A 12,615-nucleotide genomic window follows, 5' to 3' on the forward strand; every position below is an offset into this window, starting at 1 on the left:
CCCACAATAAAACTCCACCGGAGAACCTGCCCATGAGACTCACCCTGACTAGCATCGCTTTAGCGGCAACCTGCCTGGCATTCGCCGGCCCGTTGCTGGCCGATTCCGCTGAACCCAAGCGCCCTGAGTGCATCGCCCCGGCCGCGCCCGGCGGCGGTTTCGATCTGACCTGCAAGCTCGCGCAAAGCGGCATGCTGGACGCCAAGCTGCTGAGCAAACCCATGCGAGTCACCTATATGCCCGGCGGCGTCGGCGCGGTGGCCTATAACGCCGTGGTCGCGCAACGGCCCACCGATGGCAATGCCATCGTCGCCTTCTCTTCCGGCTCGCTGCTCAACCTGGCGCAGGGCAAATTCGGCCGTTTCGACGAGAACGCCGTGAGATGGCTGGCGGCGGTCGGCACCAGCTACGGCGCTATCGCCGTGCGCAGCGACTCGCCGTACAAGACCCTCAACGATTTGGTCAAAGCACTTCAGGAAAATCCGGACAAGGTGGTGATCGGCTCCGGCGGCACCGTCGGCAGCCAGGACTGGATGCAGACCGCACTGATCGCGCGCGCGGCCGGCATCGACCCGCGCAAGCTGCGCTATGTTGCCCTCGAAGGCGGCGGTGAGATCGCTACCGCCCTGCTCGGCGGGCATATCCAGGTCGGCAGCACCGACATCTCCGACTCCATGCCGCACGTCCAGAGCGGCGGCATGCGCCTGCTCGCGGTGTTCGCCGAAGAGCGTATGCCAGAAGCGGCGATGGCCAACATCCCGACCGCCAAGGAACAGGGCTACGACATCGTCTGGCCCGTGGTGCGCGGCTTCTACCTCGGGCCAAAAGTCAGCGACGCCGAGTACAACTGGTGGAAGGACGCATTCGACAAAATGCTGGCTTCCGATGATTTCGCCAAGCTGCGCGACCAGCGCGAACTGTTCCCCTTCGCGATGACCGGCCCGGAACTGGATACCTACGTGAAGAAGCAAGTCGCCGACTACAAGCTGCTGGCTAAGGAATTCGGCCTGATTCAATAACCGACCGCGCGCTGGCCGGCCATGCCTCTCAATTATCGAGAAGGGCCGGACCAGCTCGCTCCTCTGCCTGTTCCCGCGAGGACCTACCCATGCTTTTCCAACGCTTGTTCACCCTGAGCGGGCTCATCGCCTGCGCGGTGCTCGCTGTGTTCGCCTGGCAATACCAGACGGCCTTCTCCTACGAGCCGGTCGGCCCGCGTGCCTACCCGTTGCTGATCCTCGGCCTGAGCGCAATCGGCCTGATCTACCTGACCATTCGCCCGACCCGCCTGAACAAAGGGTACGACGACCACCCGCTGGACAACGCCACGCTGCGCAAGATCGGCCTGTGCATCGTCATGTTGCTGGCCTATGCCGCACTGTTCGAGCCGCTCGGCCTGATCATCAGCAGCACCCTGATCGGCATTGGCCTAGCCATGCTCTACGGCGCGCCCTGGAAACCTGCGGTGCTGGTCAGCCTCGGCCTGGCGATTGGTCTTTACCTGCTTTTCGACAAAGTACTCGACGTACCGCTGCCGCTGGGTTTGCTCAGCGTGCTGGAGTGATGACATGGATACCTTAAGCTTGCTCGGTCAGGGGTTCGGCGTTGCCATGACCCCTTACAACTTGACCGCGGCCCTGATCGGCACCTTCATCGGTACCATTGTCGGCCTGCTGCCCGGCCTCGGCCCGATCAACGGCGTAGCGCTGTTGATTCCCGTGGCTTTCGCCCTCGGTCTGCCACCGGAATCGGCGCTGATCCTGCTCGCCGCCGTCTACCTCGGCTGCGAGTACGGCGGACGCATCTCCTCGATTCTGCTGAACATTCCCGGCGAGGCCTCGACCCTGATGACCACGCTCGACGGCTATCCAATGGCCCGCCAGGGCCTGGCCGGCGTAGCGCTGTCGCTATCGGCCTGGAGTTCCTTCGTCGGCGCGTTCATCGCCATCATCGGCATGGTCCTGTTCGCCCCGCTGCTGGCGCAATGGGCGATTGCCTTCGGCCCGGCGGAGTACTTCGTACTGATGGTCTTCGCCATTGTCTGCCTGGGCGGGATGGCCGGCGATAAACCGGTGAAAACCCTGGTTTCGGCGCTGCTCGGGCTGTTCCTGGCGACTATCGGCATCGACGCCAACAGCGGCGTGTACCGTTTCACCGGCGATAACGTCCACCTGGCCGACGGCATTCAGTTCGTGGTTTTGGTACTGGGCCTGTTCTCGGTCAGCGAGATTCTCCTAATGCTGGAGAAAACCCATCACGGGCAAACAGCGATCAAAGCCAGCGGCCGCATGATGTTCAATTTCAAGGAAGTCACCTTCACCTTCATGACCACCCTGCGTGGCGGCCTGATCGGCTTCGTCTTCGGCGTGCTGCCCGGCGCCGGCGCGACCATCAGCAGTGCGGTGGCCTATATGAGCGAGAAGAACCTGATCGGCCCGAAAGGCAAGTTCGGCCAGGGCGACATGCGCGGCCTGGCCGCACCGGAATCCTCCATCGGCGCCTGCGCCTGCGGCAATCTGATCCCCATGCTCACCCTCGGCGTGCCGGGCTCTGGCACCACCGCAGTGATGCTTGGCGCGCTATCGCTCTACAACATCACTCCCGGCCCGCTGCTGTTCCAGAACCAACCGGACATCGTCTGGGGTCTGATCGCGTCGCTGTTCATCGCCAACATCATGCTGTTGATCCTCAACGTGCCGATGATCCGCGTGTTCACCAGCATCCTCAGCGTGCCGAACTGGGCGCTGGTGCCGCTGATCGCGATCATCACCTCGATCGGCGTCTACGCCGTGCATGCGACGACCTTCGACCTGCTGCTGATGGTCGGCATCGGGGTTTTCGGTTACGTCTTGCGCAAGCTGGATTTCCCGCTCTCGGCGCTGCTGCTCGGCTTTGTGCTGGGTGGCTTGATGGAAGACAACCTGCGCCGCGCGCTGTCGATCTCCAACGGCAACCTGGGCATCCTCTGGGCCAGCCCGATCAGCATCGGTTGCTGGGTGCTGGTGGTAGCCATGCTGGTGCTGCCGATCGTCCGCATCCTGCGCAAGCGCGCCGCCCTGCGCCGCAAGCTGGCCAATGCTTGAAAGAGCTTGGCCTGACTGGTGGGGAACGCCGCTGGTCGGCCTGGCCGGCGGCTACCTGGCCAGCCTGGTCGGCTGGCCACTGCCATGGATGATCGGCTCGTTGCTGGCGGTGATTCTGGTGCGCTGCCTGGCGGGCTGGCAGTTGGCGGAAGTGCCCGGCGCCCGCAAATGCGGGCAATGGATCATCGGCATTGGCATCGGCCTGCACTTCACCCCAGTGGTACTCGAACAGGTGCTGTCGCATAGCGGCATCATCCTGGTCGGCGCGCTGATAACCACGCTGTCCTGCCTGATAGGCGTCTCGCTACTGCGCCGCAGTGGCGAGGATCGCGCCACCGCGTTCTTCGCCAGCATGCCGGGCGGCGCCAGCGAAATGCTCAACCTCGGCGCCCGCAATGGCGCCATCGCCAGCCGGGTCGCGGCCGGGCAAAGCCTGCGTCTGCTGCTGGTGGTGCTTAGCGTGCCCGCGTTGTTCCAGTGGCTGCTTGGTGCCGGAACGCCCGTACATCAAGCCGCAGCGGTGGATTGGCGCTGGCTCGCTCTGCTGTTCCCTGCCGGTGCGCTGGTGGCGGTGTGCTGGCAACGCCTGCGCCAACCGAATCCCTGGCTGCTCGGCCCGCTAGCGGTCAGCGCGGCGATCAGCCTCGGCTTCGATCTGCAGATCGGGCTGCCCGGCTTCGCTAACACGCTGGGCCAGTGGTTGATCGGCAGTGCGCTGGGTTGCCACTTCGACCGGCTGTTCTTTCGCAGTGCGCCCGCGTTTATCGCTCGCACCCTGCTGGCTACCGTCTTGATGATGCTGTTCGCCGCGTTCGCGGCTGAGGTTTTGAGCTGGCTGGGCGCGCTGGATCAGCAGGCGCTGATGCTCGGCATGATGCCCGGAGGCATCGCCGAACTCAGCCTGACCGCCGAGGCACTACAACTCTCGGTACCGCTGGTGACGGCGTTGCAGGTGTTGCGCTTGTTGCTCGTGCTGTTTCTCGCGGAGCCAGTGTTCAGGCTCTGGCAGAAACATCAGCCCTGACTCAGTTCCGGCAGTCGCCAGTCGATCGGCTCGAGGCCGTGTTGCAGGAGAAACTTATTGGTTCGGCCAAAGTGCCCGTTACCGATAAAACCGCGATGGGCGGACAGCGGCGAGGGATGCGGCGAGCGCAGGATCAGGTGCTTGGTCGAGTCGATCAGGCTTTCCTTTTTCTGCGCATGCGCGCCCCAGAGCAGGAAAACCAGGCGCGGTTGATGGGTGCTGACCACTTCAATGACCTTATCGGTAAAGAGCTGCCAACCCTTGCCCGCATGGGAGCCGGCGAGCGCACGCTCGACGGTCAACGAGGTATTGAGCAGCAACACGCCCTGCTCCGCCCAACTCTGCAGGCAGCCGTGCTGGGCGATCTCGATATTCTGGTCGCGCTTCAATTCCTTGTAGATGTTCAGCAGGGACGGCGGCGGTGCCACCCCCGGCTGCACCGAGAAGCACAAGCCGTGGGCCTGGCCGGGGCCGTGATACGGATCCTGGCCAATGATCACTACCTTGACCTGATCCAGCGGTGTCAGGTTGAGCGCATTGAAAATCAGCGGCCGCGGCGGATAGATCTCTTTGCCGGCCGCCGTCTCATCGCGCAAGAACTCGCTCAGCTCGCGCATATAGGGCTTGTCGAATTCCTCGCGCAGGGCGTTCTTCCAACCCGCTTCGAGTTTGATACGGTCATCCACGGCGTTCATCCATCCCCCCAACAGACCTGCGCGCAGCACGGCCTTGATACAAACAAAAAGGCTATGTACCCGTTAGCCGAGCTGCAACCCTTCGTAGGAGCGAGCAGCGCGAGCGAATGCCCTTCAAGCAAAAGCATCGCGGGCAGAGCCCGCTCCTACAGGTTGCGCGCTTTCCAATGCACGCACTGCACTAGCTAATTCAGACATAGCCAACAAAATCGGCAACCTAGAGAAGCGCTCCGGGCAAGTCAAGGCAAGTGCTGATACAGCGCTATCACGCCGTTGGATGCTGATTGCCCTAGCACGCCCAGCAGCCAAGACTGCTGCTGAACCTAAACCGGAGAGATGCCATGGATAGCCCTACCGCGATTACCCGCGAGCGTTTGGAAGAAGCCCTGCAACACTCGCCGTTTGCCCAGATGATCGGCTTCGAACTGACCGAGTTCGCCCCCGGCCAGATCACCCTTGAGGTATTGCCGCGGCGTGAACTGACCCAGCACCACGGCTTCGTCCACGGCGCAGTGGTGGGTTTCATGATCGACAGCGCCTGCGCCTGGGCTGCGGCCTCGGTGGTCGGCGATGTGGTGACCTCCGAGTACAAGGTCAACCTGCTGGCACCGGCAATCGGCGAGAAGTTGATCTGCCGCAGCGCCGTGATCAAGGCCGGCCAGCGCCAGGTGGTAACCCGCGCCGACGTCTTTGCCCTGCGCGACGGGCAGGAAAAGATCGTCGCCACCGGCTTGGCGACCATCGCACGCGTGTAGGTTGGCGCTGAGCAAAGCGATGCCCAACAAGGAGCCGCTTGCGGCTCCCCCAAGCGCTTACCCCTGGTGCAGCGCCCGGTAGTGACTGGGCGCCATGCCGACGACTTTGCGAAATAACCGCGAGAAGTAATACACGTCCTCGTAGCCCAATTGCTCGGCAACCTGGCCGATGCCCTGCTCACCCTCATCCAGTAGGCGGCAGGCGTGGGCCATTTTCAGCCGGATAAAGTCCTGGATCGGCGCATAACCGGTCAGCGCGCGGTAGGTCTTGGCGAAGTGAAAGCGCGACAACTTGAACTGCGCCGCCAGTTGGTCGAGGTTCAACGCGCCGTGCAGATGGGCGCGCATCACCGCCTGCACCGCGTCCACATCCAGCACCCGTCCAGACTTCAGCGTGGCCCTTGCCGGCAGGACCGCCAGCGAAGTCAGCAACACTTGCAGTTGGTGCGCTGCCAGAATGAAATGCGGCAGGCTCAGGCCTTGTCGGCGCAACCCAAGCAGCGCATCGAACTCCGCCAGCAGACGCGGTTGCACGCCAATTCGCCAGATCGGCCCCTTGCCCAGCGGGCGCATAAACTCCGCCGCCAACTCGCCCTCGAAATGCACCCAGTACAGCGTCCAGGGTCGGCTGGCGTCCGCGCCGTAGGCATGCGCGCGACCTTTCGGCAGCAAGATCAAATCACCGCCGCCGACCTCGAATCGTCCATCCTCGGTGTCCAACCAACCCTGGCCGGCGCGACAATAGAGCAGTAGATGATCCTCCGGCTGCGGGCGACTCATGCGATGTTCGCAAGCCTCCGGATAAAACCCGAGCGCCAGCGGGTAACAACCCATCGCCAACGGATGACGGGCCAGCGCCCGGCGTATGCGCGGCGGCGTGATAAAGCGCACACCATTGGCCGGCAATGGCCAGTTAGAGGTTTCGACGCTGCGGCTCATGCGGTTTCATCCTTCGACTCTGACGGTCCGAGCAATGATCAATCCCAAGATCGTCCATCCATCAACCAAGATCGTCAATCCTCAGCACGCCCAACAGTCGCTATAAATATTGGAAACCCCGTCCCGTGGAGAGTGCGATGAGCAAGGTAATTGCGCAGTTGATTGCAGGTGAGTGGACCGAGAGCCGTTCTCGCGAGCTGATAGAAGTGACCGACCCGGCGACTCAGGAAGTCCTGGTCTTGGCCCCCAAAGCCACCCACGAGGAAATCGAAGCCGCCATCGCCAGCGCCAAGGAAACCTTCCTCAGCTGGCGTGAAGTACCGGTATCCGAGCGTGCGCGCTTGATGCTGCGTTACCAGCACCTGCTCAAGGAACACCACGACGAGCTGGCGGAAATCCTCGCCAAGGAAACCGGCAAGACCTTCGCCGATGCCAAGGGCGACGTCTGGCGCGGGATCGAAGTCGTCGAGCAGGCCGCCAACATCGCCAGCCTGATGATGGGTGAAACCGGTGAAAACGTGGCCCGCGGCATTGATACCGCCAGCTGGATTCAGCCGCTCGGTGTCTGCGTCGGCATCACCCCGTTCAACTTCCCGGCGATGATTCCACTGTGGATGTTTCCGCTGGCCATCGCCGCCGGTAACACCTTCATCCTCAAGCCTTCCGAACAGGACCCCATGACCCCCAACCGGTTGGCCGAGCTGTTTATCGAGGCCGGCGCACCGAAAGGCGTGCTGCAGGTGCTGCACGGAGGCCGCGAACAAGTCGACGCCCTGCTCACCCATCCGGATATCCGTGCCATCTCCTTCGTCGGTTCGGTGCCGGTAGGCCAGCATATCTACCGCACCGGCACCGCCCACCTGAAGCGCGTGCAGGCCTTCGCCGGGGCGAAGAACCACATGGTGATCATGCCCGACGCGAATAAGGATCAAGTCCTGAGCAACCTGGTCGGTGCAAGCTGTGGCGCCGCCGGGCAACGTTGCATGGCGATCAGCGTGGCGGTCTTCGTTGGCGAAGCGAAAAACTGGATCCCCGAACTGGCCGGACAAATGGCCGAACTGCGCCCTGGCAGCTGGAATGACCCGCACGCCGCCTACGGCCCGCTGATCAGCCAGCAAGCCAAGCAACGCGTACAACGCCTGATTATCGAAGGCAAGGCCGAAGGTGCCGAGTGCCTGCTCGACGGCTCCCACTGCACAGTGCCCGGTTACCCCGATGGCAACTGGCTCGGCCCCAGCCTGTTCCGTGGCGTGACCACCAAGATGGGCCTGTACCGCGAGGAAATCTTCGGCCCGGTGCTGGTCTGCATGGAGGTCGAGAGCCTGGCAGACGCGATCAAGCTGATCAACGACAACCCCTACGGCAACGGCACTTCGATCTTCACCAGCTCGGGCGGTGCCGCGCGACACTTCCAGCACGACATCGAAGTCGGCCAGGTCGGTATCAACGTGCCAGTGCCGGTACCGCTGCCGTTCTTCTCCTTCACCGGCTGGAAAGGCTCGTTCTACGGGGACCTGCACGCCTATGGCAAACAGGGCGTGCGCTTCTACACCGAGACCAAGACCGTCACCAGCCGCTGGTTCGATGAGAGCCCGGTGAGTGGGCCGAATATGACCATTCATTTGAAGTAGGTGGGTTTATGACAGCCCGGTGAACGAGCTGAATATAAGCTTTCAGTTGAAGTAGGCTAGATAGAGGCGCTCGCGCCGAAACCCAGCTTGAGGCGCAGCTGGGTTTCGCTGCGCTCTACCCCAACCTACGATCTGAACTCCTGCGCATATGGAGAAGACATGGATTTCGACCTTTCTGAAGAACAACGCCTGCTGGTGGAGAGTGCGCGGGCTTTCGCCAGCCATGAACTGGCACCGCACGCCGCCGACTGGGATCGCGACCATCACTTCCCCGTTGACGTGATCCGTCGTGCCGCCGAACAGGGCTATCTGGCCTTGTATATCGGTGAGGAAGATGGCGGCTTAGGGCTCTCGCGGCTGTCGACTTCGCTGATCTTCGAGCAGCTATCGGCCGGTTGTGTCGCCACCACCGCCTTCATGACCATTCACAACATGGCCTGCTGGATGCTCGCCAGTTTCGCCGACCAGGCGTTGAAAGCCGTATGGCTGCCACGCCTGATCAGTGGCGAATTGCTCGCCTCTTACTGCCTGACCGAACCGGACGCCGGCTCCGATGCCGCGCACCTGCGCACCCGCGCCAAACGCGAGGGCGGCGAGTACGTCATCGACGGCAGCAAGTGCTTTATCTCAGGCGCTGGCAGCACCGAAGTGCTGATCGTCATGGCGCGCACCGGTGAAGACGGCGCCAAGGGCATTTCCTGCTTTCTGGTGCCGGCCGATGCCCCCGGCGTTCGCTATGGGCGCAATGAATTGAAGATGGGCTGGTGTGCGCAGCCAACCCGTTCGATCAGCTTCGAGGGCGTGCGCATTCCGGCGGGCAACCGCATCGGCCCGGAAGGCCAGGGCTTTGTCTACGCGATGAAGGGCCTGGATGGCGGCCGCCTGAATATCGCCAGCTGCTCGCTCGGTGCGGCCCAGGCGGCGCTCGAGCAATCGCTGCGCTATGTTGAGGAGCGCAAGCAATTCGGCAAGCCGCTGGCAGAGTTCCAGGCCCTGCAATTCAAGCTCGCCGACATGCTCACCGACCTTACTGCCAGCCGGCAAATGGTGCGCCTGGCCGCGCATAAACTCGACCATAAGCACCCCGAAGCTAGTCTCTACTGCGCCATGAGTAAGCGCTTCGCTACCGACCACTGCTTTGACCTGTGCAATGCGGCGCTGCAACTTCACGGTGGCTATGGCTATCTGAATGATTACCCTTTGGAGCGCTGGGTGCGCGACAGCCGCGTACACCAGATTCTCGAGGGCACTAACGAAATCATGCGTGTGATCGTGGCGCGGCGCCTGCTGGAGCAAGGCGGTATGCTCGATCAACTGCTGTAACGGGATCACCAGGCAGGCTGGGCAGAGCAACGCGAGACCCAGCCCGGTTTTTTTGCACATGCTGGGTTTCGCTGCGCTTTACCCAGCCTACGAAAGGGACAAATCGCTTATGAGCACCGCAGTAGAAGCCTACAACCCCGGTCTCTTCGACCTGACCCACAAACTGACGGTGGAAAAGCACGGGCACACTGCCCTGCTCACCATCAACCATCCGCCGGCCAATACCTGGGATCGCGAATCGTTGATCGGCCTCAAGCAGCTGGTCGAGCACCTCAATCGCGATGACGATATCTACGCCCTGGTGATCACCGGCCAAGGCAGCAAATTCTTCAGCGCCGGGGCTGACCTGAAGCTCTTCGCCGATGGCGATAAAGCCCGCGCCCGCGAGATGGCCCGGCGTTTCGGCGAAGCCTTCGAAACCCTGCGCGATTTCCGTGGCGTGTCGATTGCCGCGATCAACGGCTACGCCATGGGCGGCGGTCTGGAATGCGCCCTGGCCTGCGACATCCGCATCGCCGAGCGGCAGGCACAAATGGCGCTGCCGGAGGCCACAGTCGGCCTATTGCCGTGCGCAGGCGGCACCCAAGCGCTGCCCTGGCTGATCGGCGAAGGCTGGGCGAAACGCATGATCCTCTGCGGCGAACGCGTCGATGCGGAAACCGCTCTGCGCATCGGTCTGGTCGAGCAAGTGGTGGACAACGGGGAAGCCCGCGGCCATGCCCTGCTGCTCGCGGCCAAAGTCGCGCGGCAGAGCCCGGTCGCGGTGCGCACCATCAAGCCGCTGTTGCAGGGCGCCCGTGAGCGTGGGCCGAACAGTTGGCTGCCCGAGGAGCGCGAGCGCTTCGTCGACCTCTTCGATGCCGATGACACCCGCGAAGGCGTCAACGCCTTCCTGGAAAAACGCGATCCACAATGGCGCAATAAATAAACTCTTCAGGTCGGGCGCAGCACTACGGATGCGCCCGCCTTAGACCAGATCACCCGGACGAGACCCGCGAATAATGAACGTAACTTTCGAAGAGCGCGTGAGCCGGCACGGTGCCCGCATCGGCATCGCCAGCCTGGATGCCGAACAAAGCCTGAACGCCCTCTCGCTGTCGATGCTCGAGGCATTGGACGCCAAACTGCACGCCTGGGCCGAAGACCCGGCCATCGCCTGCGTGATCCTGCGTGGCAACGGGCCGAAAGCCTTCTGCGCCGGCGGCGATGTGCGCAGACTGGTCGATGCCTGCCGCGAGCATCCAGGCCAAGTACCGCCGTTGGCCGGGCGCTTCTTCGCCGACGAATACCGCCTCGACCACCGCATTCATACCTATCCCAAGCCGCTGATCTGCTGGGCCCATGGCTATGTGTTGGGCGGCGGGCTGGGGTTGATGCAAGGCGCGGGCATCCGCATCGTCACCCCAAGCAGCCGCTTGGCGATGCCGGAAATCAATATCGGCCTCTATCCGGATGTCGGCGGCAGTTGGTTCCTCAGCCGCCTGCCAGGCAAGCTCGGCCTGTTCCTCGGCCTGACCGCCACACAAATCAATGCCCACGATGCGCTCAATCTCGGCCTGGCCGACCGCTTCCTGCGTGACGAGCAGCAGGACGAGCTGATCCAGGGGCTACTGCAGCTTAACTGGCAAGAACAACCGGCCATGCAGTTGAACAGCCTACTCAAAGCCATGGAGCACGAGGCCAACCAGCAACTGCCGGAAGCCCAGCTGCTCACGCGGCGTAGCATTATCGACAACCTGCTCGATGTGGCCGACCTCCCCAGCGCCTGGCGGGCCATCAGTGCCCTGCAAAACGATAGCGACCCGCTGCTCAGCCGCGCAGCCAAGACCCTGGCAGCCGGTTGCCCGCTCACCGCCCACCTGGTGTGGCAGCAGATCAAACGAGCCAAACATCTGTCACTCGCGCAAGTGTTCCAGATGGAATACACCATGAGCTTGAACAGCTGTCGCCACCCGGAATTCCCCGAAGGGGTTCGCGCTCGCCTGATCGACAAGGACAACGCGCCGCGCTGGCACTGGCCGGACGTCGCCAACATCCCCGAAGCCGTCATCGAGGCGCACTTCCAGCCGACCTGGGAAGGACCGCACCCGCTGGCGGGCTTGTAAGCCACAGCAGGTATGTAGGGTGGTTAAGGCCAGTGGCCGTAACCCACCCTTCGGCCCAAGGGGCCGGCCGATGGAAACAGTTGCAGCAACGGTGGGTTACGTCGCTAAGGCGACTAACCCACCCTACACCTCCTTGAAACCTTGGCCACAAGAGGACCACAACAATGAAAAAAGTCGCCTTTATCGGGCTCGGCCATATGGGCCTGCCTATGGCTCGTAACCTGCTCAAAGCCGGTTTCGACCTCAAGGTCTTCGACTTGCAGCAAAGCGCCGTCGACGAACTGGCGGCCGAAGGTGCCCACGCTGCGAAAGACGCCCGCGATGCCGTGCACGATGCCGAGGTGGTGATTTCCATGCTCCCGGCCAGCCGCCATGTCGAAGGCCTGTACCTTGGCGAACAGGGTCTGCTCGGCTATATCACCCCGGGCAGCCTGGTGTTGGAGTGCTCGACCATCGCCCCCGAGTCGGCCAAAAAGGTCAGTAAAGCCGCCGCCGAAAGGGGCATCGAACTGCTGGACGCGCCGGTCTCCGGCGGCACCGCCGGCGCTGCGGCCGGCACCTTGACCTTTATGATCGGTGGCGAAGTCGGTGCGCTGGATAAAGCCCGTCCGCTGCTGAACGCCATGGGCAAAAACATCTTCCACGCCGGCCTGAACGGCGCCGGGCAAGTGGCCAAGGTCTGCAACAACCAGTTGCTCGCCGTGCTGATGCTCGGCACGGCCGAAGCCATGGCCCTCGGCGTTGCCAACGGTCTCGATCCAAAAATCCTGGCCGAGATCATGCGCCAGAGTTCCGGTGGCAACTGGGCGCTGGAGCGCTACAACCCCTGGCCCGGCGTGATGGAAAACGCCCCGGCGTCCAAGGGCTACACCGGCGGCTTTATGGCGGAGCTGATGGCCAAGGATCTGGGCCTGGCGCAGGAAGCTGCATTAGCCACCGGCAGCAGCACACCGATGGGCTCGCTGGCACTGAGCCTGTATCGCTTGCTGCTCAAGCAAGGCCACGGCCAGGAAGATTTTTCGGTAGTGCAGAAACTGTTCACGTAGGTTGGTGCTGAGCG

At 62.9% G+C, this 12,615-nt stretch carries 12 protein-coding genes; 10 read left to right on the forward strand and 2 right to left on the reverse strand.

Annotated features, from left to right (window positions below):
- Positions 1–26 precede the first annotated feature (26 nt).
- From D3879_RS13590 to D3879_RS13605, 4 genes are all read left to right on the forward strand, one after another.
- A complete protein-coding gene (locus tag D3879_RS13590; protein WP_177412433.1) occupies positions 27–1,019 on the forward strand; it encodes a Bug family tripartite tricarboxylate transporter substrate binding protein in 993 nt (330 codons plus the stop codon).
- 89 nt (positions 1,020–1,108) lie between these two features.
- The gene (locus tag D3879_RS13595; protein ID WP_119954741.1) at positions 1,109–1,564 is read left to right on the forward strand and encodes a tripartite tricarboxylate transporter TctB family protein; all 456 of its coding nucleotides are present in this window, start codon (positions 1,109–1,111) and stop codon (positions 1,562–1,564) included.
- Positions 1,565–1,568: 4 nt separating this feature from the next.
- Positions 1,569–3,083, forward strand: a complete 1,515-nt coding sequence (locus D3879_RS13600) for a tripartite tricarboxylate transporter permease (RefSeq protein WP_119954742.1) — start codon at positions 1,569–1,571, stop codon at positions 3,081–3,083.
- Entirely contained in the window at positions 3,076–4,107 is a 1,032-nt protein-coding gene (locus D3879_RS13605; protein WP_119954743.1) for an AbrB family transcriptional regulator, read from the forward strand. Before D3879_RS13600 ends, D3879_RS13605 begins: the two co-directional genes overlap by 8 nt.
- Here the strand turns inward: D3879_RS13605 and ung are convergent.
- On the reverse strand, positions 4,098–4,802 hold the full coding sequence (gene ung, locus D3879_RS13610; protein WP_119954744.1) for a uracil-DNA glycosylase: 705 nt from the start codon (positions 4,800–4,802) through the stop codon (positions 4,098–4,100). The genes D3879_RS13605 and ung overlap by 10 nt on opposite strands.
- A gap of 341 nt (positions 4,803–5,143) precedes the next feature.
- Here ung and D3879_RS13615 point away from each other — a divergent pair, with 341 nt between their 5' ends.
- A complete protein-coding gene (locus D3879_RS13615; protein WP_119954745.1) occupies positions 5,144–5,557 on the forward strand; it encodes a PaaI family thioesterase in 414 nt (137 codons plus the stop codon).
- A 57-nt stretch (positions 5,558–5,614) separates the two neighbouring features.
- Here the strand turns inward: D3879_RS13615 and D3879_RS13620 are convergent, their stop codons facing one another.
- Positions 5,615–6,496, reverse strand: coding sequence for a helix-turn-helix transcriptional regulator (locus D3879_RS13620; RefSeq protein ID WP_119954746.1), 882 nt, complete (start codon positions 6,494–6,496; stop codon positions 5,615–5,617).
- A 137-nt stretch (positions 6,497–6,633) separates the two neighbouring features.
- Here D3879_RS13620 and D3879_RS13625 point away from each other — a divergent pair, with 137 nt between their 5' ends.
- From D3879_RS13625 to mmsB, 5 genes are all read left to right on the forward strand, one after another.
- Entirely contained in the window at positions 6,634–8,127 is a 1,494-nt protein-coding gene (locus tag D3879_RS13625) for a CoA-acylating methylmalonate-semialdehyde dehydrogenase (protein ID WP_119954747.1), read from the forward strand.
- Positions 8,128–8,286: 159 nt separating this feature from the next.
- Positions 8,287–9,450: an isobutyryl-CoA dehydrogenase gene (locus D3879_RS13630; RefSeq protein WP_119954748.1), complete on the forward strand. Its 1,164-nt coding sequence runs from the start codon at positions 8,287–8,289 to the stop codon at positions 9,448–9,450.
- A 109-nt stretch (positions 9,451–9,559) separates the two neighbouring features.
- The gene (locus D3879_RS13635; RefSeq protein ID WP_119954749.1) at positions 9,560–10,378 is read left to right on the forward strand and encodes an enoyl-CoA hydratase; all 819 of its coding nucleotides are present in this window, start codon (positions 9,560–9,562) and stop codon (positions 10,376–10,378) included.
- 73 nt (positions 10,379–10,451) lie between these two features.
- Complete coding sequence (locus D3879_RS13640; protein ID WP_119954750.1) at positions 10,452–11,555, forward strand: enoyl-CoA hydratase/isomerase family protein; 1,104 nt, start codon at positions 10,452–10,454, stop codon at positions 11,553–11,555.
- A 164-nt stretch (positions 11,556–11,719) separates the two neighbouring features.
- The gene (gene mmsB / locus D3879_RS13645; protein WP_119954751.1) at positions 11,720–12,601 is read left to right on the forward strand and encodes a 3-hydroxyisobutyrate dehydrogenase; all 882 of its coding nucleotides are present in this window, start codon (positions 11,720–11,722) and stop codon (positions 12,599–12,601) included.
- Positions 12,602–12,615: the final 14 nt, after the last annotated feature.

The sequence above is a fragment of the Pseudomonas cavernicola genome (assembly GCF_003596405.1).
Classification (GTDB): domain Bacteria; phylum Pseudomonadota; class Gammaproteobacteria; order Pseudomonadales; family Pseudomonadaceae; genus Aquipseudomonas; species Aquipseudomonas cavernicola.

Excerpts from the sequence above, each read along its gene's own strand:
- ung (WP_119954744.1), bottom strand. The coding sequence starts at position 4,802 with ATGAACGCCGTGGATGACCGTATCAAACTCGAAGCGGGTTGGAAGAAC.
- D3879_RS13640 (WP_119954750.1), top strand. The coding sequence starts at position 10,452 with ATGAACGTAACTTTCGAAGAGCGCGTGAGCCGGCACGGTGCCCGCATC.
- mmsB (WP_119954751.1), top strand. The coding sequence starts at position 11,720 with ATGAAAAAAGTCGCCTTTATCGGGCTCGGCCATATGGGCCTGCCTATG.
- D3879_RS13630 (WP_119954748.1), top strand. The coding sequence starts at position 8,287 with ATGGATTTCGACCTTTCTGAAGAACAACGCCTGCTGGTGGAGAGTGCG.
- D3879_RS13605 (WP_119954743.1), top strand. The coding sequence starts at position 3,076 with ATGCTTGAAAGAGCTTGGCCTGACTGGTGGGGAACGCCGCTGGTCGGC.
- D3879_RS13620 (WP_119954746.1), bottom strand. The coding sequence starts at position 6,496 with ATGAGCCGCAGCGTCGAAACCTCTAACTGGCCATTGCCGGCCAATGGT.
- D3879_RS13615 (WP_119954745.1), top strand. The coding sequence starts at position 5,144 with ATGGATAGCCCTACCGCGATTACCCGCGAGCGTTTGGAAGAAGCCCTG.
- D3879_RS13625 (WP_119954747.1), top strand. The coding sequence starts at position 6,634 with ATGAGCAAGGTAATTGCGCAGTTGATTGCAGGTGAGTGGACCGAGAGC.
- D3879_RS13635 (WP_119954749.1), top strand. The coding sequence starts at position 9,560 with ATGAGCACCGCAGTAGAAGCCTACAACCCCGGTCTCTTCGACCTGACC.
- D3879_RS13600 (WP_119954742.1), top strand. The coding sequence starts at position 1,569 with ATGGATACCTTAAGCTTGCTCGGTCAGGGGTTCGGCGTTGCCATGACC.
- D3879_RS13595 (WP_119954741.1), top strand. The coding sequence starts at position 1,109 with ATGCTTTTCCAACGCTTGTTCACCCTGAGCGGGCTCATCGCCTGCGCG.